Source organism: Anaerobutyricum soehngenii, assembly GCF_009697165.1.
Classification (GTDB): Bacteria; Bacillota; Clostridia; order Lachnospirales; family Lachnospiraceae; genus Anaerobutyricum; species Anaerobutyricum soehngenii.
On the sequence record NZ_VULP01000043.1, the window covers coordinates 1 to 19201 of the forward strand.

Consider the following 19201-nt stretch of genomic DNA (forward strand, 5'->3'; position numbering starts at 1 on the left):
GACATAGTTTCATCAAGCAAAACTTTATCCGTTTCCGTTGCGACTATTTGAATTTTAGCTGTAATAGTTATCTGTTCCATAGATGTACTCCTTTCGTAGATATTTCACTATATATATTATATAATAACAATTGGTGAAAATCAATGTTTTGAGGTGAATTATGGATCATAGATACAATCGTCATAACAGACGGAAATACAACCTTAAAGTATATCATCCACACATGAAATCAAATACATAGCACTGTAAAATCAAAGTAAATATTTCGATCAACAGAACCTTTTATGACAACATCTCTTTCACACAAGTACTTCGATAATCACTTGGTGATATTTTATATCTTTCTTTAAATACTCGGTTAAACGTTCTCTGACTTTCAAATCCACTATCCAGACAAATATTTGTAATAGAATCACTCGTATTTTCCAAACGATGGCATGCATAGTTCAGCCTTGCATCGTTAAGATATTGATTAAAGTTTCTATGGAATGTCTTGGAAAAGAGTCTGGATAAAACATATTTGCCCACGCCCAGGTCTTTTGCCATCTCTTCCAACGAAAACTTCTTCTTGAAATTTGCTGATATATAGGAAACTGTCTGGTAAATAAGATCGTTGCTCCCCACACTGCTCTTTTCTACCAAATTTAATTTTCCTATGCAGCGTGCCAACACAATTTGAAGATATGCCTGTGCAACAGTAATATCCGACTGTTCTGTCTCTAAAATTGCATTTATAACCCTATATACCTCCGGTTCAACCTTTTTCGCTTTGATGATTGGGTATTCAGGAGCCATGGATTGCATGATATCTGCAAATTTGGCTATCGTAAATGGCGATGCAATCAGATAAGTCGCTTTATTTACACCGGGTGTCAGTACCTGATAGTGATGAATAACATCTGGAAATACAAAGCCTATATCTCCTTTTTCCATATGGTATAGTTCCTGTCCGACACCAAGTTCTAATGATCCACTTGTTACACAAACGATCTCCAGTGCATTATGAAGATGTGGTTCAATATGTTTTGACTTCCTATTTATTGCTATAATCTCCTCTTTTGTGTCAACATATTTTAACTGCATGAAATACTCCCCTTTGCAACATTTGTCTATATCTTCTTTCGATTTGGCAAGCAATCCTTTTACACCTATCTTATAATCAACTTGTAAATAAGGAAAGGAGGAATTGCAAATGAGCAACCTAAAAAAATATCTGAATGACCTTTTAGTATTCTACACTGAATATTTTGAGCATCCTTACCATGTATAAATACTAAAAGGACTATTTTGTGAAAACTGAATATTTTCTTAAGGCCATTTCACAAAAATGAAGTGGTCCTTTTTTATTTTCAAAATACAGTTCTATCACTTTATATATAGAAAAAAGCACTGTCTCATCGAGCAACGACCAGACAACGCTTTCTCCTGTCAATTCTAATTTATGTCTAATGCATCTGTTACTTCATCTGCAGCAATTCCTTTTTCTGCTTTCAGTTTTTTATTTGCATCTTCTACATTCATTCTTGAAAGTACAAACATAATCAATACATCAAAGATTAACGGAAGCCAAAGATACATGAACTGCATCATATCAAGTGCAGACTGTGGCTGAGTTGCATTTGTTCCGACATATCCACTGAACTCAAGCATCCATCCAACAACAGCGGTTCCAATACCTCCACCGATTTTTACACCAAGAGAAGTACAAGAGTACATCGTTCCGTCAATTCTCTTTCCCTGCGTAAGATAAGTGTATTCAGAGCAAGATGCGATAACTGCATTCATATCTCCCTGCCATGGTCCCTGACCTAAGGCTGCAAGAGCTGTAAATGCCATCATCAGCGGAACACTGCCCATATATCCGGCAACAACAACAAGGGCTCTACCGATGACTGCTAAGACGTAACCTCTTAAGTTCAGTTTATACATACCTTTCCACTTACCAACTAATGTCGGTGTGAAAATCAGGGCAATGATCAGTGGAATATTTACTGCCCATGCAAATTGTCCAAACAAATTCTTATTTTTCAGTACCCATGTCATGTAATAAATGCCAGCTCCAATCATGGCACCATATAACTGCTGTAAAATATATGTTCCACAAATCATCATGTAATATTTGTTTTTGACAAGAAGCTTGAATGCCTGTACCATTCCATACTTTTCATTATCATTCTTTACTTCTCCTTCATTAAGTTCTTCCTCCGGAAGTTCCTTAACAGAAAGTGCTGAAATCGTATTTACGACCAGACCAATGATTGCATAGATAATAGCAACCGTTCTCCATGCCGCAGCATCTCCACCACATTTATCTACAAATCCAACTGTAATCGCCTGAATCAGAAGACTTGTTGAAAATGCAAAAATAAAACGGTAAGATCCCATCTGTACACGCTCTTTGCTGTTCTTTGTAATCAGTGACGTAAGTGCTGAATAAGCAATATTGTTTGCTGTATAAAACCCACCATTTAACAGTGTATAAGAAATAAAGAACCATGCATATTTAGCCGTTGTTCCCAAACTCACCGGTATTGCAAAGCAGCCGACCAGCGTAATGGCACAACCAATATATCCGTATAGCATCCAGGGTTTCGCTTTTCCCATTTTACTGTGTGTTTTGTCAATCATTGATCCAAAAAATATATCCGTAAAACCATCAAATAGTTTTGATACGGCAATCAGGGTACCCACGACACCTGCAGCAAGTCCTACCGAGTCCGTCAGATAGACCATCATAAAAGATGTCAGGAACGCATAGACTACATTACCTGCAATATCACCTGATCCGTATCCAATTTTGTTATACCATTTCAAATACTTTTTTTCTTCCATCGAATTTCTTTGCTCCTCATCTTCATCGCACTTAGAATCTCAATATGGCTAACCGTATGATATCTAATTCTGTTTTTTTCTCCGATTTTGTCTGATTGCTCTGTATATCCGGACTTTACATTACAATCAGACTCTCTTTCCTTGTTTACGGGTTACATGAAACTTTATTATCCCTTTACATACGGTATCAGTGTAAACTGAAACCGGAATAATACATCATCAAATCGGTACTGCTCCAATACAACTGGACCACAACTATTAGAACCAATGCCATTTAATGCGTAGTCAACACAGAATACTACACTATCTGATTCTATTAATTCATAATTATGCGTTTTCTTCTCAAGTTCTTCCTGTGTATAATAAGAAGCATTGAATGAAAATGCCTTTTCTGCGGATGCCACAATTCCATATCGGCTGTTGTTAAGCTCTACATATTCACAATCATAATGGCTTCCATTTTCCTGTGGACGGATATAGTCCTCATGTAAATCCCCTACATCTGCCCGGTACAAACCGTGGCTCGCAGCCTGATGTTTATCACAATAACTTTCCTGTGGTCCCATTCCAAAGTATCTTACAGCTGAAAGTTTTTTATCCAGGAACATCCTCACACCAAATCTCGGAAGATCCGGGAATTCATCGTCTTTTGTTACTGCAATATCTGCATCAATCTTTCCAGCAGCTTCTATTTTCCATGTAATCGTCACATCAAGAATCTTCTGTACTGTCTCTGCCACAACGGAAGCATGGCTTGTAATCTTCACACCATGTTTTCCCTGCACAACCTCTGTCGTATAGGCTCTTGTGTAAGCCTTATCATAGTGGGCTTTCTTCCATTCAGACTTGATGTACATATCGTTATCTGTTGGAGCTCTCCAAATATTTAATTCCATCGGATGGTTCAAGTATTCCCGCCCTGCGAATTTCATCTCTGTAAAGAGTGCAGTACGTTTGTCTATGGTATAAGCAAATTCACGCCCCTTGATATGAATCTGTGTATCATTTTCATTTACCTGTAATTCAGAGTCCACTACTGTTTTTGGTATCCATTTCTCTGCAAGTTTACATTTTGTATCCTCTTTACTTACCTCAATTTCATCAAATCCAAGAATATGGTCTTCATCCAACAGTGGCAATTCTTTTTTCAGATGGTAAATAAGTTTTAAATAACATTTCCCATTCTCTGGAACATTGATCTTCAGGTTTGTTTTTCCTTCCCCGTGTGGTGCCACAGAAAACTCCGGAAGTATGCCTTTGCTAATCACAAGACCATCCTGTGTCAGCTCATAACTAATCTTCACATAATCTTTCAAGTCATCAAAATCCATGTAGTTATGAAGCACCAGTTCTCCGCTTTCTTTGTTATAGGAAATAACTCTTGCCGGGCGATAAACATTCTTGTATTCCAAAAGTCCTGTATGTACCGTTCTGTCCGGATATACTAATCCATCCATACAGAAGTTGCCATCATGAATTTCTTCGCCATGGTCGCCCCCATAAGCATATATAGTCTTTCCATTCTCAGCAGTTCCATGAGCAATCGCATGGTCACACCATTCCCAGACAAAGCCGCCGCACATTTTATCATTATCCTGAATCATCTGGAAGTAATCTTCAAAATCTCCAGGTCCGTTTCCCATGCTGTGACAGTACTCTACCAAAAGGAAGGGTTTGCTTCCATCTTTATCCAGATATTCCTGAATTTCAGAAAGCGCTGGGTACATCCGGCTGTACACATCCAGATTGCTGTAATCATATGTTTCATCATAATTACGGTATCTTGCACTCTCATATTGTGTGATACGGTCTGGATCAAAATTCTTTGTCCATTCCAGTGCTTTTTCAAAGTTGCAGCCATAAGCACTCTCATTTCCCATTGACCACATAACAATACAGAAACGGTTTTTGTCACGTTCCACCATGAGTTTTACGCGATCAACGATTGCCTCTTCCCATACCGGATCATCTGCAATCTTCTCATTCCATCGTTTGAACCGATTGTAATCAGTGTCTTCTTTTCTGTAGAGCATAAATGGACCATGAGCTTCAATATCTGCTTCATCTATTACCATGAATCCATACTTGTCACACATTTCATAGAAAAATGGTGCGTTCGGATAGTGGCTGGAACGGATCGCATTAAAATTATGCTGCTTCATTAACGTAAGATCGATTGTAATCTGTTCCGGATTGATTGTAAATCCAGTAACCGGATCAGAATCATGTCGATTGACACCACGGAATTTAATCTTCTGTCCATTTAAATAAATAACCTGGTCTTTAATCTCTATCTTTCTTAATGCAATGTGATCTACAATTACTTCATTCTCTGTTTCAAGAATCAGTTTATATAGATATGGATTTTCTGTATCCCAAAGTTCCGGACTTGCGATTTCTAATACAGCTGTTCCTTCTTCAGCAATACTTCCTAGTGCTACAACTGCTCCGTTTCTATCTTCAATCGAAATTTTTACATTTAACGGAGAGTAGAATTTCATTTCAATTTCTACTTTCGCAAGCATATCCTCAATTCTTGTTTTAATATGATAATCACTGATTGCCTGTTTTGGGCGTTTCAAAATGTACACATCCCGGAAAATACCACTCATACGGAATTTGTCCTGATCTTCCAAATAGGAACCATCACACCACTTCATTACCAACACTGCCACCGTATTCGTTCCATCCTGAAGTACATCGGTAACATCAAACTCACTAGTCATATGCGAAACCTGGCTGTATCCTATGTAAGATCCATTGATCCATACGTAAAAGCAACTGTCTACTCCTTCAAAGTTCAAAAAAGATTTTGGCGCTTTCTCATCTCTACTGTACTCAAAAGTATGTACATAGGCTCCACACGGAATGTCCTGTGGCACATATGGTGGATCAAACGGAAATGGATACCGGATGTTTGTATACTGGTGTGTATCATATCCAGCCATCTGCCATACACTTGGAACCTGAATCCCATCAAAATTTTCTGTATCATAATTCTTCTCAAAGAAAGAATCCTGAATGTCATAGATGCTGTTAAAATACTGGAATTTCCAAGTTCCATTCAATAACTGCATACGATCTGATTCTTCTCTGTGTTCCACCAAGTTATCCATTCTTCTGGATGCCGGAATATAATAGGCTCTGGCTGGCATTGTGTTTTCGTGCAGTACGCTTAGATTTTCATAATAACGTGGTACGATCATAAATAGCTCTCCTCCAATACATATACTTTTTTGTTCTTTGTTTTCCTAAAGCAAACCTTATACTTTACTTTTTGTTTACGTTCCTTAGTTATGCTATATATAGCTTATCCTAATTCGCAAAATATGTCTATGAATTGGATTAGACAAAATATGCACTAAATGATACAATGATAAAAAGTACGAAAAGAGGTGCTGTCCTATGTATTTGAACACCGGTTATTTGAACCACTCACATATGGATTTCAAAGACAAAAGTCGTCCGCTGATTGTCGGTAGCTGTGGTACTTACCGTCTTTCCAGACATCCCAAACTTCCGACCTACCGTCCAAGGGGTCGTCTGGATTATCAGATTATATATATCACTGCTGGTTGTGGGCATTTTCATTTTGATAATGTAAATAATGAAACGATTGTTCCAGCTGGCAACATTGTACTGTACAGACCGAAAGAACTCCAAAAATATGAATATTACGGAGAAGATAAGACAGAAGTATACTGGATTCACTTCACAGGAAGCAATGTGAAAAATATCTTACGTCAATATGGGTTTCCGGATAAAGAACGTGTCTTTCAAGTGGGTACATCTAATGAATATGAACAAATTTTCAAACGTATCATTATCGAGCTCCAACGCTGTCAAGACAATTATGAGGAAATGCTTGTCCTTTTGCTACGTCATCTTCTGATCAGTTTCCACCGGGAACTGACAAGAGAGCACATATTAAAAAATGAATATCTTGATCATGAGATGGATAATGCTGTTACCTTTTTCAATGAAAACTACAATCAAAATATCCATATTGATGATTATGCTGCCTCACGAGGCATGAGTGTCAGCTGGTTTATCCGAAATTTCAAAAAATATACCGGTTCTACACCAATGCAATTCATTGTGGGAATCCGCATCAACAATGCTCAGATGTTACTTGAAACAACAACTTATTCCATCAATGAGATTTCTAAGATTGTCGGATATGATAACCAGCTTTATTTCAGTCGGCTTTTTCACAAGTTGAAAGGATATTCGCCGAGAGAATACCGAAAACTGAGAAACAAATTCTGAAATCCACAAAGAGGATACCACCGAATTATCAAAACAATGATTTGTAATATCCTCTTCTCACTTTTGCTATTCTTATTTTACAAACTCAGCCGAATAATAATACATATACTCATTATCTGTATCTATGTATAATCAGTACCTCCTGTATTTTGAATATTTATCTCTTCATATACTCTGTACTGGCAGATGCAAAATCGGACATTATTTTCCGAAATTTAGTAAATCATCTTAATTTTACAGTTTCCATATGTGTTATCACCGAACCATGGAGTTTATATCATTGAAAAAGGGTATAAAAAAACAGTCTGCCCTGACGGAAAATTTTCCATCAAAACAAACTGTTCTTCATATTCACACTAATTATATTTTCTGAGCATAGTTACTTTTTGCGAAAATCTCAGATAACTCCGGAAAGAAAACAAAGAAAAAAATATTTTTTAACTCCATTTGCACTCCACTGGAACATCCAGACAGCCCGCAAAGCCTTTATTTATGGGCTTTTTCGCAATTTAGTCCGCTACTCAAACTCCCTAACTTAATCCTTGTCTTAAACATTTTTGTTAAGGCGTTCTGTTATGATTTGACTCCATTTGGTTTCATCTGCACCAATCACATGTGCTGTATGAGCTAATGTTATCAAATTGTTATCAGTATTATGTTATCACATGTTAAATAGATCTGCATGTGTTCCTGTATCGACCAAGGTCAATGTCAGAATACCATCTTCTTTTAAATATATTAGTAGCCAATCCGGTTGAATGTGGCACTCTCTAAATCCTTGGTATTTTCCTTTTAATTCATGGTCTCTATACTTTTCTTCTAAAGGAATATTATTCTGAAGCATAGTGACGATATCCTCTAAAAGAGATATATCAAGGCCTCTCTTCCTAGCTAATTTCAAGCTTTTCTTAAATTTGCCAGTAAGTATCAATTCATACTGCATCCATCAAGGTCCTCCATGGCATCAGAAAAGCTACTGTATCTCTTTGTTTTAGGATCCTTGCTAATTCTTTTCGCTTCTTCCATAGCCTCAATAACCTCTGGCTTATATTGTGGAACTACTACATCAAATGGAAGACCACCTCTCATAACACACTGTCTGAGGAATATATTCATTGCGCTGGACATATCCATTCCTAACTGCGAAAAGAGCTCTGTAGCCTGCTTTTTTAAATTTTCATCAATTCTTACCTGAGTAGGTACTGTAGCCATTTGAACACCTCCCATATAACACATTTGCCTATAGTATATACTCATTTCTTAATACCTATTATATGAAGAAAACCATCATTTGTCAATATTTAGGTTTACATTGTAATCCAAATGTATTATTCTGTTTTCCAATACTCATTAACATTCCTTAATGTAGCACCTATTATTTTAGGATTTCTTTTGTTGGATGTCCATATCATTTCGTTGGGACAAAGAAAATGATACAATTCAACGATGAACCCTTTAGACAGCAAAAAGGGTGTTCAAATGAACACCCCCATGAAGTCTGCTGCTCTTTAATTTTATGTATATGCTGACGCATTATTTTATTATTACACCATCTGAAATCTTGGTTAGAAAGCTCTCTAACTGAGTCTTTTTTCTTCCATAACACTCATATATGCTGGTCTGATGATTTTATCCGTGCAAATCATCTCTTCTATTCTGTGTGCACTCCAACCTACGATTCTAGCTACTGCAAACATGGCTGTATAAAGTTCTACCGGTATACCCAGCATATCGTAGACAAATCCACTATAAAAATCTACATTGGGACTGACACCTTTATAGATATGTCTTTTATCTGCTATGATCTTTGGAGCAAGCATCTCTATGTTTTCATACAATTCAAGATCTTTTTGCCTTTTCTTTTCCTCTGCCAGTTGTTTTACATAATCTTTAAATACTCTCTCCCTCGGATCAGAAATAGAATATACTGCATGTCCCATTCCATAGATTAAGCCCTTTTGGTCAAATGCATCTTTATCAACAATCCTTCTTAAGTATGCTTCTATCTCATCCTTATCTGAATAATCCTTTATATGCGCCCTAATATCATCCATCATTTCCATTACCTTAATGTTGGCGCCTCCGTGTTTTGGTCCTTTTAGCGAACACATTGCTGCTGCCATCGTAGAATAAGTGTCAGACCCGGATGACGTAACGACTCTTGTGGTAAATGTAGAATTATTACCTCCTCCATGTTCCATATGCAAAATGAGTGCCGTATCTAAAACCTTTGCCTCTGTAAGGGTATATTTCCTGTCTGGTCGCAGAAGCATCAATAGATTTTCCGCGGTGGAAAGCTGTTTATCGGGATGATGAATATACATACTCTCATTTTTTTCATAATGATTGTAAGCATTATATCCATATACTGCCAACAATGGGAACTCACTGATGAGCTGGATGCACTGACGCAGCGAATTGCTGACACTTGGTTCTTTTACCTTTTTATCATAAGATGCCAGGGTAAGAATACTTCGGGTCATGGAATTCATGACATCCTCCGAAGGTGCTTTCATAATGACATCCCTTGTAAAATTGGTTGGCAATGTCCTACACTCTCCAATAATTCTATCGAAGTCTTCCTTCTCTCTTTCATCAGGCAGTTTTCCCATCAAAAGAAGATATGCTATTTTTTCAAATCCAAACTCATTTTGTCCTAAACAATGAATCAAATCTTCCACTCGATAGCCCCGGTACCACAATTCCCCATCGCAGGGAATCTTCTGATTATCAACAATTTTTGAAGACACTATTTTTGATATGTTGGTAAGTCCTGTAAGGACACCTTTCCCATTTTCATCTCTAAGCCCTTTGTTTACGCCATATTCTTCAAATAACCGCGGAGCAATGTTATCATTTTTCAGACAAACTGCTTCCAATTCTTCAAAATAATCATTCATCTGCTCCGTTGTCATCTCTATTCACCTCCAGATTCTCCACCTCACTGCTCATAATAGTTTCCAACTGCTTCATAAGCTGTAGTAACTGAATCAAATTATCCTTTCCAAACTTTTCGAACACCTTCCCGTAATACTTCTTAAGTGTTTCTTCCTGCGCCCTTAACAGGCTTCGTCCGCTTTCAGTAATTGTAACATAGGTGCCCTCACTGCCGTTACCGTCATGAGACCATAATACATATCCTACGTCTCGTAGCTTTTCTACCATTTTAGAAATCTGTCGCATCGTCATCTGAAGCTTGTCCGCTAAATCCTTCAGATAGACTCGTCCTGAATAAATGTCGGATGTCTCCTCCATTGCAATATATTGTAATGCAATGTATTCCGGGATACTCATTTTCATAAAGACATCTTTTCTATGCTCCCGGTTAAACAAGTGCCTTTGGTATATCAATTCGTTGGACAGCTTTATAATATCTGTATTTCCTATAGTTTCTGCCATATTACTCCTCCTTTATTTAAAATAAGGGAAGCAACAAACTGTCACTTCCCTTCGTAAAAGAGAATGGATTATTTTAATAGCCCATTTCCGGTTGTGCCGGCATTGCAGGTGCTGTTTCCTTAATATTTGCCACAGCAGCTTCCGTTGTTAATAAGGTTGATGACACACTAATCGCATTGGAAAGTGCACTTCTTGTAACCTTGACAGGATCAATAATTCCTGCATCGACCATATTGACGTACTGTTCAGAAATTGCATCAAAGCCTATGCCCTCATCTGACTCCTTTACCTTATTGATGATGACAGCACCCTCTAGGCCTGCATTTTCAGCAATGGCACGAAGCGGAGCCTCCAATGCCTTGGCTACAATCTCTGCTCCTGTTCTCTCATCACCCTCCATGCTTGATATCATGTCATATACTGCCTTTTGTGCGTGAACATAAGCAGATCCGCCGCCACTGATGATGCCCTCTGACACAGCAGCCCTAGTGGCATTTAATGCATCCTCTATACGATACTTAGCTTCCTTCATCTCTGTTTCAGTTGCGGCTCCAATCTTAATAACTGCAACACCACCGCCGAGCTTAGCCACCCGGTCTACCAGCTTATCCCTGTCGTACTCAGAAGCATCTGCAGCCTGTCTCTTAATCATTGCGATTCTTTCTTCAATGTCCTGTTTCTTGCCCTCGCCATCCACGATGGTTGTATGTTCCTTTGTTACTTTAACTGATTTAGTCTGTCCAAGCATATCAACTGTGATATCCTTTAATTGCATGCCAAGGTCATCGAGTACTGCCTGTCCACCTGTCAGAATTGCAATATCCTTTAACATCTCCTTACGACCATCACCATACCCCGGTGCCTTTACAGCTACGACCTTGAGTGTGCCTCTCAACCTGTTTACGATTAGTGTTGTAAGTGCTTCACCCTCTACGTCATCTGCAATAATCAGCATTTCTCTTCCCTGCTGCATTACCTGCTCCAATATAGGAAGAATATCCTTTATATTAGATATCTTTTTGTCCGTAATCAAAATGTATGGATGATTCATATTAGCTATCATCTTTTCTTTATCATCACACATGTAAGCAGATAAATAACCGTTGTCAAACTGCATTCCCTCTACAACCTCTATCTCTGTCTGCATCGTCTTTGATTCTTCTATTGTGATGACGCCATTCTCTCCAACCTTTTCCATTGCATCGGCAATCATTGTTCCGACTTCATCATTACCTGCAGATATTGCAGCAACCTTTGCAATGTGATCTTTTCCGGTTACAGGCTTGCTCATTTTAACCAGTGCTTCAATAGTTGTATCTGCTGCTTTCTTCATTCCTTTTCGCAAAATAATTGGATTTGCACCTGCTGCTATATTTTTCATACCCTCGCCTACTAGAGCCTGTGCCAAAACAGTTGCCGTTGTCGTGCCGTCTCCTGCAATGTCATTCGTTTTGGTTGCGACCTCTTTCACAAGTTGTGCACCCATATTCTCATAAGGATCTTCCAGTTCAATCTCCTTTGCAATCGTAACACCATCGTTCGTAATCAAAGGAGTTCCGTAAGATTTATCCAATACAACGTTACGTCCCTTAGGTCCGATTGTCACCTTTACTGTATCTGCCAGCTTATCAACGCCTGCTTCCATCTTTTTTCTTGCATCGATATCAAACAAAATTTCCTTTGCCATGTTAATTCCTTCTTTCTACATATAAAATAACTGTATTTTTATTTTACTACTCCACAATTGCAATAATATCGGACTGATTTACGATGATATATTCCTCATCCTCCAACTTAACATCTGTACCGGAATACTGAGAATAAATCACACGGTCGCCTTCTTTTACCTGCATTTCTGTTTTCTTTCCATTCTTTTCACTTCCAGGTCCTACTGCAATGACAACAGCTGTCTGTGGCTTTTCTTTTGCACTATCCGGTAATATAATTCCGGACTGGGTTTTTTCTTCTGCTTCCTGCTGTTTTAAAACAACACGCTCTCCTAATGGTTTTAACTGCATAATCATTACCTCTTTTCTTTATTGTTAGCACTCTCTTGTATTGAGTGCTACTTATTTTGTAAAAAATATATGCTTCATATGAAGCATATATAAGCAGTTTGTTTCCAAACTGTTTGTTTAAAAAGGATTATAGCACATAAAAAACCTATGTCAACCCATTTTTTCAAAAGAAATAAAAAAATTGCACACCGATTACTCGGTGTAACAATTCCTAGTCATTCTCCAACAATCTGTCTATATTATGACTAATCTGCTCAGACACCCGGTTAAATACCGCCAAAGAACTTTCATCAATTCCTTCCACCACCTTGGCGGTTAACTCTGCCCAGAGAATCTCCATTTCCTGACAAAGATGTTCCGACGCATCAGCCAGCTCATATTTCACATATCTACGATCTTTATCATCTCTTTTGCATACAATGTATCCTTGTTTAACAAGATTCTCTAAAGTAGTAGACATATGACCTTTATTCATCTGCGTGTACCGACATATATCCGTCAATGTTGTTATATCATCATAATGAGATAGCAAATAAACAACTTCCAGTTCCAATCTGTTTAGGTTTGTCTTATTTTTTACATCAACCATAGCTTTTTCAAGAAGACGATTAAACTTTCCACCTCTCAAATTTTTTTCAATATTCATCAAAATTTCACTCCTATTTTGTTTTTACTCTTTTTACAAAATATCAAATTAATCCATCAAAATTTTTTTCATGGGACATCTTATCATTTATCATATCATATCGCCTACATTTTTTCCACATAAACCACCCCAGTATTTGACTGCCCGAGTGCCATCAAATCCTATTTCTATACTCTTACTTCAAATCCATTCTTGAATATGAATCTTATATCATCCTTAGCTTTTACAACCACTTCCTGCACAAGGCTGCTCCAAATCCCGGCATCGAACTCGCAGGTTAAGCCGTCCTGCTTCTCCAAAGTGCGAATGAACCCTTTGAACAATTCTCTCTTCGCCTTCTTGCTTTCTATCTGCTCGGCGATGTCATCATACTTAGCTTTTGACTTTTCATACCTTGCCGTAAGTTCGGCATAGCGTTTTTCATACTCATCTTGGTCTAATGCCACACGGCTGTTCTCTGCAATGGCAATCTGCATCTGCTCCGAGATGATATTAAGTTCTGTGATGCTATCCTGTAAATTCCTGTCAAGTGAATCCGTCTCACAGACCATTTCCATCATAACTTTGGTGTTAGCAAGAATCTCATCTCTTTCAGAAAATAACTTGTTGGCTGCCTTAATGAATAATTCCTTTAACTCATCCTCGTTGCTATGATGACTAATTTCTAAACAAGGCTACCCTAAATCCCCTCATCGAACAGACATTGATATTTATATTGCAATGTCCTTTTCCCTCCTCGCTGTAGAATTCACTACCTGTTCGCATTTCTGTTTTTCAACAACCTTCTGCTTAGCCTCCATCCGCTCTTTTATAGACTTCGGCCTTACAAATTCCTTGAACTCTTCCACTAATCCTTTTACATTAAAGAACTTATCATATTGCAGTACTTTATCCTTCCATGTTTTCACTTGAACCATTAGGTCATCAATTATCCCCTGCATGTGTTCCAGTTCCCGATCATAGATTTCATTTAATTTTTCCAAAGTCCCTGGTGCCTGCGCCATATCAATAAGACGGTTGAAATCTTTCTCAGAAATTTTGACTGATGGCTCACTTCCAAGAATAGAGGGAAGCTGTTTTGCATTCTTACGAATCACCGCAAGTTCCTTTGCAACAGGCTTTCCAGCAGCCAATACTTTATCAATTTTCTTTTCATATACTGCATAGCGTTTTTCCCTGTCTTCGATTTGCTCATTTATTTCATCAAGATGCTTTTTGCTTTCTTCAACTTCTTCCCTTGCATCTGCAATTTCAGCACCTACTGATGCAATCACACTCTCAGCTTCCTGTTTTTCGGCATTTAAGATTTCAAGTTCTGCCGTCAATTCCTCTGTAGCCCGCATAGCTACCTTATATTCGGGAATTGTGTAATTATCACGTTTTACTCCAAGGATTTCTACCTCAATCCCCCGCTCCAAACACAATCCTTTTAAATATTCACGTTCTCTTTCCTGCCAATGAGTTGTCTCATTATCTGTCTTTGAGACAGCCGGAGCAATCCCCATTTCCTGTAAAGCCTTTGTAAGACTATTTCTTGTATGCATCTTTGTTTTATATCCATGTGCTACAGGAATATAATCAAGATGCAAATGTGGTGTTGCTTCATCCATGTGGAGAACCGCATTAAACAAATACAGATTCGGATTTCGTTCCTGAAAACTTCTGGCATATTCATCTAATATTTCACTTGCTGCTTTTGCGTCCACAGATAGATTTCCCTCTGAATCCAGGACACCTGTATCATCCTTTTTTCCAATCTGTACAACAATCTCATAAAATTGTTTCTCTCCATTTCCGGAATTCTTTATGTCCTTCAAATAATCCGTAACCTGCCGGTCCTTTCGTTTCTGCTTTGCATTATATTCTGCTATCGCTTCACCAAAGAGCTGATTATAAGCTTCTCTGATTGGCTGCTTAATATACTCCACATTCCATGCAGTTCGATTACGATCTACATTTTCCGCAATAAAATCTCTATTATTATGGGATATGCTCCCTTTTCCTTTTACAAATGAAATTGTTTTTCCCATAGGCATTTTCTCCCTTCTAAAACCATTCTTTTTCACTATGCCCGCCTAAGCGGGTTCCCGGCGCATACCGCCGGGGTTCTGTTACTCTTTCCAAGAGTAATTTTTTATTAGTTTTGACACTTCGCATCAAAACATAAGTCGCTCTTCCGAGGGACTCCTGCGGAGAGCTTCTCGCCAACGATAAAAACTGTTGGCAGGTACACAGGTCATATCTTGCAAAAGTACATCGGCTTCGATATGACCTGCTTCGCTTTCCTTAAAATGTGGCATCATTTTTATGCCACATATATCCGTTTGGCATCATTGTGATGCCTATCCAAATAGATCGAGGAAATCGAGTGCATCCTCCCCGAGCAATTCCGGTTCGTCTGATTGGGACTTTGTTTCATCATGATCCTCGTCCCTTCCATCACCTGAAACAATAGCTCCATTTGATACGCTACTGCCTGTCTGCATTGTCAGCTTATTTGTAAGCTTATCTGCAACCAATTCAGCAATACGCTCCGCAAGTACATCATCAGCATTCCTTTTCGTTGAACCTGATAAAATCAGTTCAATAGCAACTGAGTTCTTCGATGCATTTTTCTTTTGCGCCATTTCTTCAAGCATTTTCCATGTTTCCATATCCCTTTCGTTGTCAGCCCGAAATCTGAGGCTTATCCTTTTATCCTTCATAAACATTTACCTATAATGTAGAAAAGAGAGCTTACGCTCCCTTTCTCATTCTCACTTGTGTCATATACAGGCTCTCATATCCCTTTGCAGTAGCACATATATCTGAAATGATTTCCACACTGTCTGTATCATATGTCCCAAAGTTTCTGATAAGACATCCTCCGCCACCAATGATGTGAAGCTTGACCATCTCCGGATCATACTCATATTCGCTGAGCTTATCAAAAATTTCTACAGTGTATTTTTCTGCCTCAGTCTGCATCACTGATAAGATGCGATTGGATGTATCGGCTGTTCCGTTTCTAAGGAAATCTTCAATCAGGCTCTCATCCGGCAGCTTTCCGCATTCAGCCTGTACAGCGTTATAAATGCGCTTTACACACTGATGCACGCCAAGCTTGTCAGTATACATCCGGTCTGACATCGCTCTGCCGTTTGTAATTACCAGTGTATTCATCGTGCCATTGCCGATATCAGCAAGCATATGTACTCCTTTATATAATGGCATCGAAGCAACAATACCGGCATATCCCTGAGGGTAGACAGCAACATCACATATTCTGATATGATAGCTTTCATTGCAGAATTTGAAATCCACCTCGGAATTTCTCATCAGATAATCTTTGAAACCCTGTCTCTGGTTAGAAAGCCAGTTCAGAGGAAGACCGACTGCAAGAAGCACGTCCGCCGTACTGATATTTCTAAAAGCAAGTTCCTTTGCAATTGCAGCCAGGGTAAGAATATAATAACCATCATCCTCATTTTTATTGGCAATGAATACCTTATGGTTCTCTCCAATCACATAATACTTACCATCATACTCCAATACATTAGATGCGATTGCCAGTTCCGATGCATAGCACTTAACGCCACTCTTGAATACTGTGTGACGGGTTTTCATATTTCCATATCCATGATCAATTCCAATTAATATTTTTCCGTTAATGTTAAATCCTTCCATATAATTACCATGCCTTTCTTTAAATTCTGCGAATTTGTGCTTTGCACAAATTTGCTGTGTGAAAAAACTACCATATATGGTTTTTTCACACTTTCTTTCTTAAAAATCTGCTCCTGTTTACAGAGCGCGTTTACAATATTTTCCATTTTTTTGTCTTTTGATTTTTTCCTGTTTACTTTGTTTACAAAGCTCGAAAACCGCTAAAATTCAACATTCTTCTGTAAACAGATGCGTTTACGGTCATGTTTACACCGGCTTGTAAACGAAATTTGTAAACAGGCTAAAAAAAACTTTTTTATTGAAATGGCAGTTCTGTATCATCCGGTACCTTTATATAACCGCCACTTGGTTCATTTCTTTTCCAGCTTCAGTGCTTCCCTGTAAATCATAAGTGTACACACATAATCTTCCGAACAATCATCAAGCCACTCCTGAATCTGTCCCACTTTGGTATCCTCAGGCATGAATTCCTTCTGCATTACTTTCAGGTATTCTTCCATATCCTTTGAGAGTTTCAGTTTGTAGTTCTTATGCTTATAGTAGAAATCCATCATCTCCGCCCAAAGCTGTTCAATGTACTCATGGGACTCATGCTCGTCCTCAAGAATATGCTTTTTCACTCGTTCCGGATGAACCATAATGGGAGCAAATCTTCGATTCCCGGTTCTGTCCAATGGAAGAAAATCAAGCGTATTGCTTGTACCGACAAAGACACATTGTCTTGGTCTATCCTCAGGATGTGTTTCATAAGGAATCTTGTAATTATCCTTAGGTCTGCTTAAGAAAGCTTTGATCTCTTCTACCGTTTTTGCATAAGAATTTCGGCATCTTGATCATACGATTACTTTTCTTCGTTTTAGGAGTCGTGACCACATCCTCACCATGAATTCTCTGATATGATTTGTTGATGCGTAATACTGCTTTATCAAAATCAAAGTCTGCGGGAGTAAGCGCAAGCAGTTCTCCTTCACGGATTCCACACCAGTAAAGAATTTCAAAAGCATAATAGGAAATCGGACGATCCATTATGGCTTCTGCAAATTTCAGGTACTCTTCCTTTGTCCAGAATGACATTTCCTTGTTTTCCTCCTGTCCCATACATCCGGCATTTCTTGCAGGATTTATATTCAGCTGATAATATTTTGCTGCATGATTGAATAAAGCACTCAGTTCCGCATGAATTGTTTTCAGGTAACATTGTGATAATGGCTCCCCATTTGGCTTTTTCAGCTTCATCATTGTATTCTGCCAGTCAATCACATCCTTTGCCGTGATCTCTGACAGTTTCCGTTTTCCTAAATAAGGAAGAATCTTCTTTTCGATAATTACCTGCTTTGTCAGCCATGTATTTTCCTTGAGCCTCGGTCTGACATCCTGCTCATATAATTCATAGAAAGCTTCCAGTGTCATATCAATATCAGCGGTCTTTTGCAACTTGAACTGAGCCTCCCATTCTAAAGCTTCACGCCTTGTGGCAAAACCTCTCTGGCACTTCTGTTTATTCTGTCCCGTCCAGTCCTTGTATCGCACCATCGCATACCAGGTGCCATTCCTATCATTCTTATAAACCGGCATTATGCATCCCTCCTCTCATAATTCTGAGTCTGATAAAAATGCTCATAGAAGAATTTTGTATCAATTCTTCCCTGTATGGTCTGAAATCCCAGATCCTGCATTTCTTTGTTAAGCTTTCTGATCAGCTTATAAGCATAACTTTCTGATACTCCTAAAATCTCTTCCACATCTGAAACTCTTAAAAACATTTTTTCCATAATCCTTCTTACCTTCCTTTTCTTAAATCTGTTATTGTGATACTTGTCGTTTCCCTTTGACACTTTCCTGGCGGGTAACCTCTGGTTTCATTAGCCTAATTGACTGTTTTGGACTGCGCCGTTTCCGCTCCCTCCATACGCTCCCTTTCGATCATCGCATACTTTTCCGGAGTCATAATCATGTCTCAGACGATCATTCAGTTTTTATCTTAAACTAATTTGTTTAAGTCTTTGTGAAATCTATAATACTAAACAATTTTGTTAAAGTCAAGTGAATAATTAAACTTTTTTGTTTAATTTGTTCTTGAGTGCACTAAACAAATATGTTAAAATAAACAGTGTCAAACAAATACAGGTGTGATGCTTGCATCTCTACCTGTATTGTTTAGACACGTAAACCACATGAGGAAGTAGCCCGCAGGGCGGATTCTGAATGGGGTCAGATTTCGGAGAAATCTGGTTTATTTTTCTTATAGGTAATTGCGAAACTCGCGATGCTCGTTCGCAATCTTGAACTTAAACAGGGAAGGATTCGTGCTTAGCACGAATCCTGGAATAAAAAGTGGATAACCGGACATTTTAGGCGCACTTTAATAAGC

16 protein-coding genes and 2 pseudogenes are annotated in these 19201 nt (G+C 38.4%); 1 reads left to right on the forward strand and 17 read right to left on the reverse strand.

Annotated elements, in window-relative coordinates; genetic code table 11:
- Positions 1 to 282 precede the first annotated feature (282 nt).
- The 3 genes from FYJ25_RS13710 to FYJ25_RS13720 form a co-directional block, all read right to left on the reverse strand.
- On the reverse strand, positions 283 to 1083 hold the full coding sequence (locus FYJ25_RS13710) for a helix-turn-helix transcriptional regulator (RefSeq protein WP_154581537.1): 801 nt from the start codon (positions 1081 to 1083) through the stop codon (positions 283 to 285).
- A 351-nt stretch (positions 1084 to 1434) separates the two neighbouring features.
- A complete protein-coding gene (locus FYJ25_RS13715; RefSeq protein WP_147608767.1) occupies positions 1435 to 2832 on the reverse strand; it encodes an MFS transporter in 1398 nt (465 codons plus the stop codon).
- Positions 2833 to 2999: 167 nt separating this feature from the next.
- Positions 3000 to 6038 (reverse strand): glycoside hydrolase family 2 TIM barrel-domain containing protein, encoded by a 3039-nt coding sequence (locus tag FYJ25_RS13720; protein WP_154581538.1) that lies wholly within the window; start codon positions 6036 to 6038, stop codon positions 3000 to 3002.
- A gap of 199 nt (positions 6039 to 6237) precedes the next feature.
- Between FYJ25_RS13720 and FYJ25_RS13725 the strand changes: the two genes are divergently transcribed.
- The gene (locus FYJ25_RS13725) at positions 6238 to 7101 is read left to right on the forward strand and encodes an AraC family transcriptional regulator (protein WP_117982594.1); all 864 of its coding nucleotides are present in this window, start codon (positions 6238 to 6240) and stop codon (positions 7099 to 7101) included.
- A gap of 661 nt (positions 7102 to 7762) precedes the next feature.
- Here FYJ25_RS13725 and FYJ25_RS13730 read toward each other — a convergent pair.
- From FYJ25_RS13730 to FYJ25_RS13795, 14 genes and pseudogenes are all read right to left on the reverse strand, one after another.
- Complete coding sequence (locus FYJ25_RS13730) at positions 7763 to 8044, reverse strand: type II toxin-antitoxin system YafQ family toxin (RefSeq protein WP_154496864.1); 282 nt, start codon at positions 8042 to 8044, stop codon at positions 7763 to 7765.
- Positions 8029 to 8313 (reverse strand): type II toxin-antitoxin system RelB/DinJ family antitoxin, encoded by a 285-nt coding sequence (locus FYJ25_RS13735; protein ID WP_154431021.1) that lies wholly within the window; start codon positions 8311 to 8313, stop codon positions 8029 to 8031. The genes FYJ25_RS13730 and FYJ25_RS13735 overlap by 16 nt, the downstream gene beginning before the upstream one ends.
- Positions 8314 to 8678: 365 nt before the next feature.
- Complete coding sequence (locus FYJ25_RS13740) at positions 8679 to 10016, reverse strand: citrate/2-methylcitrate synthase (protein WP_154431022.1); 1338 nt, start codon at positions 10014 to 10016, stop codon at positions 8679 to 8681.
- The gene (locus FYJ25_RS13745) at positions 9994 to 10500 is read right to left on the reverse strand and encodes a MarR family winged helix-turn-helix transcriptional regulator (RefSeq protein ID WP_075681754.1); all 507 of its coding nucleotides are present in this window, start codon (positions 10498 to 10500) and stop codon (positions 9994 to 9996) included. Before FYJ25_RS13745 ends, FYJ25_RS13740 begins: the two co-directional genes overlap by 23 nt.
- A gap of 73 nt (positions 10501 to 10573) precedes the next feature.
- Positions 10574 to 12187, reverse strand: coding sequence for a chaperonin GroEL (gene groL / locus FYJ25_RS13750; protein ID WP_154581539.1), 1614 nt, complete (start codon positions 12185 to 12187; stop codon positions 10574 to 10576).
- A 46-nt stretch (positions 12188 to 12233) separates the two neighbouring features.
- Complete coding sequence (gene groES / locus FYJ25_RS13755) at positions 12234 to 12518, reverse strand: co-chaperone GroES (protein WP_075681758.1); 285 nt, start codon at positions 12516 to 12518, stop codon at positions 12234 to 12236.
- Positions 12519 to 12729: 211 nt separating this feature from the next.
- The gene (locus FYJ25_RS13760) at positions 12730 to 13164 is read right to left on the reverse strand and encodes a MarR family winged helix-turn-helix transcriptional regulator (protein ID WP_154581540.1); all 435 of its coding nucleotides are present in this window, start codon (positions 13162 to 13164) and stop codon (positions 12730 to 12732) included.
- A 167-nt stretch (positions 13165 to 13331) separates the two neighbouring features.
- Positions 13332 to 13724 (reverse strand): hypothetical protein, encoded by a 393-nt coding sequence (locus FYJ25_RS13765; RefSeq protein ID WP_154581541.1) that lies wholly within the window; start codon positions 13722 to 13724, stop codon positions 13332 to 13334.
- A 150-nt stretch (positions 13725 to 13874) separates the two neighbouring features.
- Positions 13875 to 15194: a plasmid recombination protein gene (locus tag FYJ25_RS13770; protein ID WP_167513837.1), complete on the reverse strand. Its 1320-nt coding sequence runs from the start codon at positions 15192 to 15194 to the stop codon at positions 13875 to 13877.
- A gap of 312 nt (positions 15195 to 15506) precedes the next feature.
- Complete coding sequence (locus tag FYJ25_RS13775; RefSeq protein WP_154581543.1) at positions 15507 to 15818, reverse strand: hypothetical protein; 312 nt, start codon at positions 15816 to 15818, stop codon at positions 15507 to 15509.
- Between the two features lie 82 nt (positions 15819 to 15900).
- Positions 15901 to 16830, reverse strand: a complete 930-nt coding sequence (locus FYJ25_RS13780; protein ID WP_154581544.1) for a ParM/StbA family protein — start codon at positions 16828 to 16830, stop codon at positions 15901 to 15903.
- Between the two features lie 368 nt (positions 16831 to 17198).
- A pseudogene (locus tag FYJ25_RS15185) lies at positions 17199 to 17642 on the reverse strand (VapE domain-containing protein); the annotation flags it as partial.
- Positions 17638 to 18405, reverse strand: a pseudogene (locus FYJ25_RS13790) (tyrosine-type recombinase/integrase); the annotation flags it as partial. The pseudogenes FYJ25_RS15185 and FYJ25_RS13790, both read right to left, overlap by 5 nt.
- Positions 18405 to 18602, reverse strand: coding sequence for a helix-turn-helix transcriptional regulator (locus FYJ25_RS13795; protein ID WP_154431027.1), 198 nt, complete (start codon positions 18600 to 18602; stop codon positions 18405 to 18407). The pseudogene FYJ25_RS13790 and the gene FYJ25_RS13795, both read right to left, overlap by 1 nt.
- Between the last annotated feature and the right edge of the window lie 599 nt (positions 18603 to 19201).

Excerpts from the sequence above, each read along its gene's own strand:
- FYJ25_RS13710 (WP_154581537.1), bottom strand. The coding sequence starts at position 1,083 with ATGCAGTTAAAATATGTTGACACAAAAGAGGAGATTATAGCAATAAAT.
- FYJ25_RS13715 (WP_147608767.1), bottom strand. The coding sequence starts at position 2,832 with ATGGAAGAAAAAAAGTATTTGAAATGGTATAACAAAATTGGATACGGA.
- FYJ25_RS13720 (WP_154581538.1), bottom strand. The coding sequence starts at position 6,038 with ATGATCGTACCACGTTATTATGAAAATCTAAGCGTACTGCACGAAAAC.
- FYJ25_RS13725 (WP_117982594.1), top strand. The coding sequence starts at position 6,238 with ATGTATTTGAACACCGGTTATTTGAACCACTCACATATGGATTTCAAA.
- FYJ25_RS13730 (WP_154496864.1), bottom strand. The coding sequence starts at position 8,044 with ATGCAGTATGAATTGATACTTACTGGCAAATTTAAGAAAAGCTTGAAA.
- FYJ25_RS13735 (WP_154431021.1), bottom strand. The coding sequence starts at position 8,313 with ATGGCTACAGTACCTACTCAGGTAAGAATTGATGAAAATTTAAAAAAG.
- FYJ25_RS13740 (WP_154431022.1), bottom strand. The coding sequence starts at position 10,016 with ATGACAACGGAGCAGATGAATGATTATTTTGAAGAATTGGAAGCAGTT.
- FYJ25_RS13745 (WP_075681754.1), bottom strand. The coding sequence starts at position 10,500 with ATGGCAGAAACTATAGGAAATACAGATATTATAAAGCTGTCCAACGAA.
- groL (WP_154581539.1), bottom strand. The coding sequence starts at position 12,187 with ATGGCAAAGGAAATTTTGTTTGATATCGATGCAAGAAAAAAGATGGAA.
- groES (WP_075681758.1), bottom strand. The coding sequence starts at position 12,518 with ATGCAGTTAAAACCATTAGGAGAGCGTGTTGTTTTAAAACAGCAGGAA.
- FYJ25_RS13760 (WP_154581540.1), bottom strand. The coding sequence starts at position 13,164 with ATGAATATTGAAAAAAATTTGAGAGGTGGAAAGTTTAATCGTCTTCTT.
- FYJ25_RS13765 (WP_154581541.1), bottom strand. The coding sequence starts at position 13,724 with ATGATGGAAATGGTCTGTGAGACGGATTCACTTGACAGGAATTTACAG.
- FYJ25_RS13770 (WP_167513837.1), bottom strand. The coding sequence starts at position 15,194 with ATGGGAAAAACAATTTCATTTGTAAAAGGAAAAGGGAGCATATCCCAT.
- FYJ25_RS13775 (WP_154581543.1), bottom strand. The coding sequence starts at position 15,818 with ATGGAAACATGGAAAATGCTTGAAGAAATGGCGCAAAAGAAAAATGCA.
- FYJ25_RS13780 (WP_154581544.1), bottom strand. The coding sequence starts at position 16,830 with ATGGAAGGATTTAACATTAACGGAAAAATATTAATTGGAATTGATCAT.
- FYJ25_RS13795 (WP_154431027.1), bottom strand. The coding sequence starts at position 18,602 with ATGGAAAAAATGTTTTTAAGAGTTTCAGATGTGGAAGAGATTTTAGGA.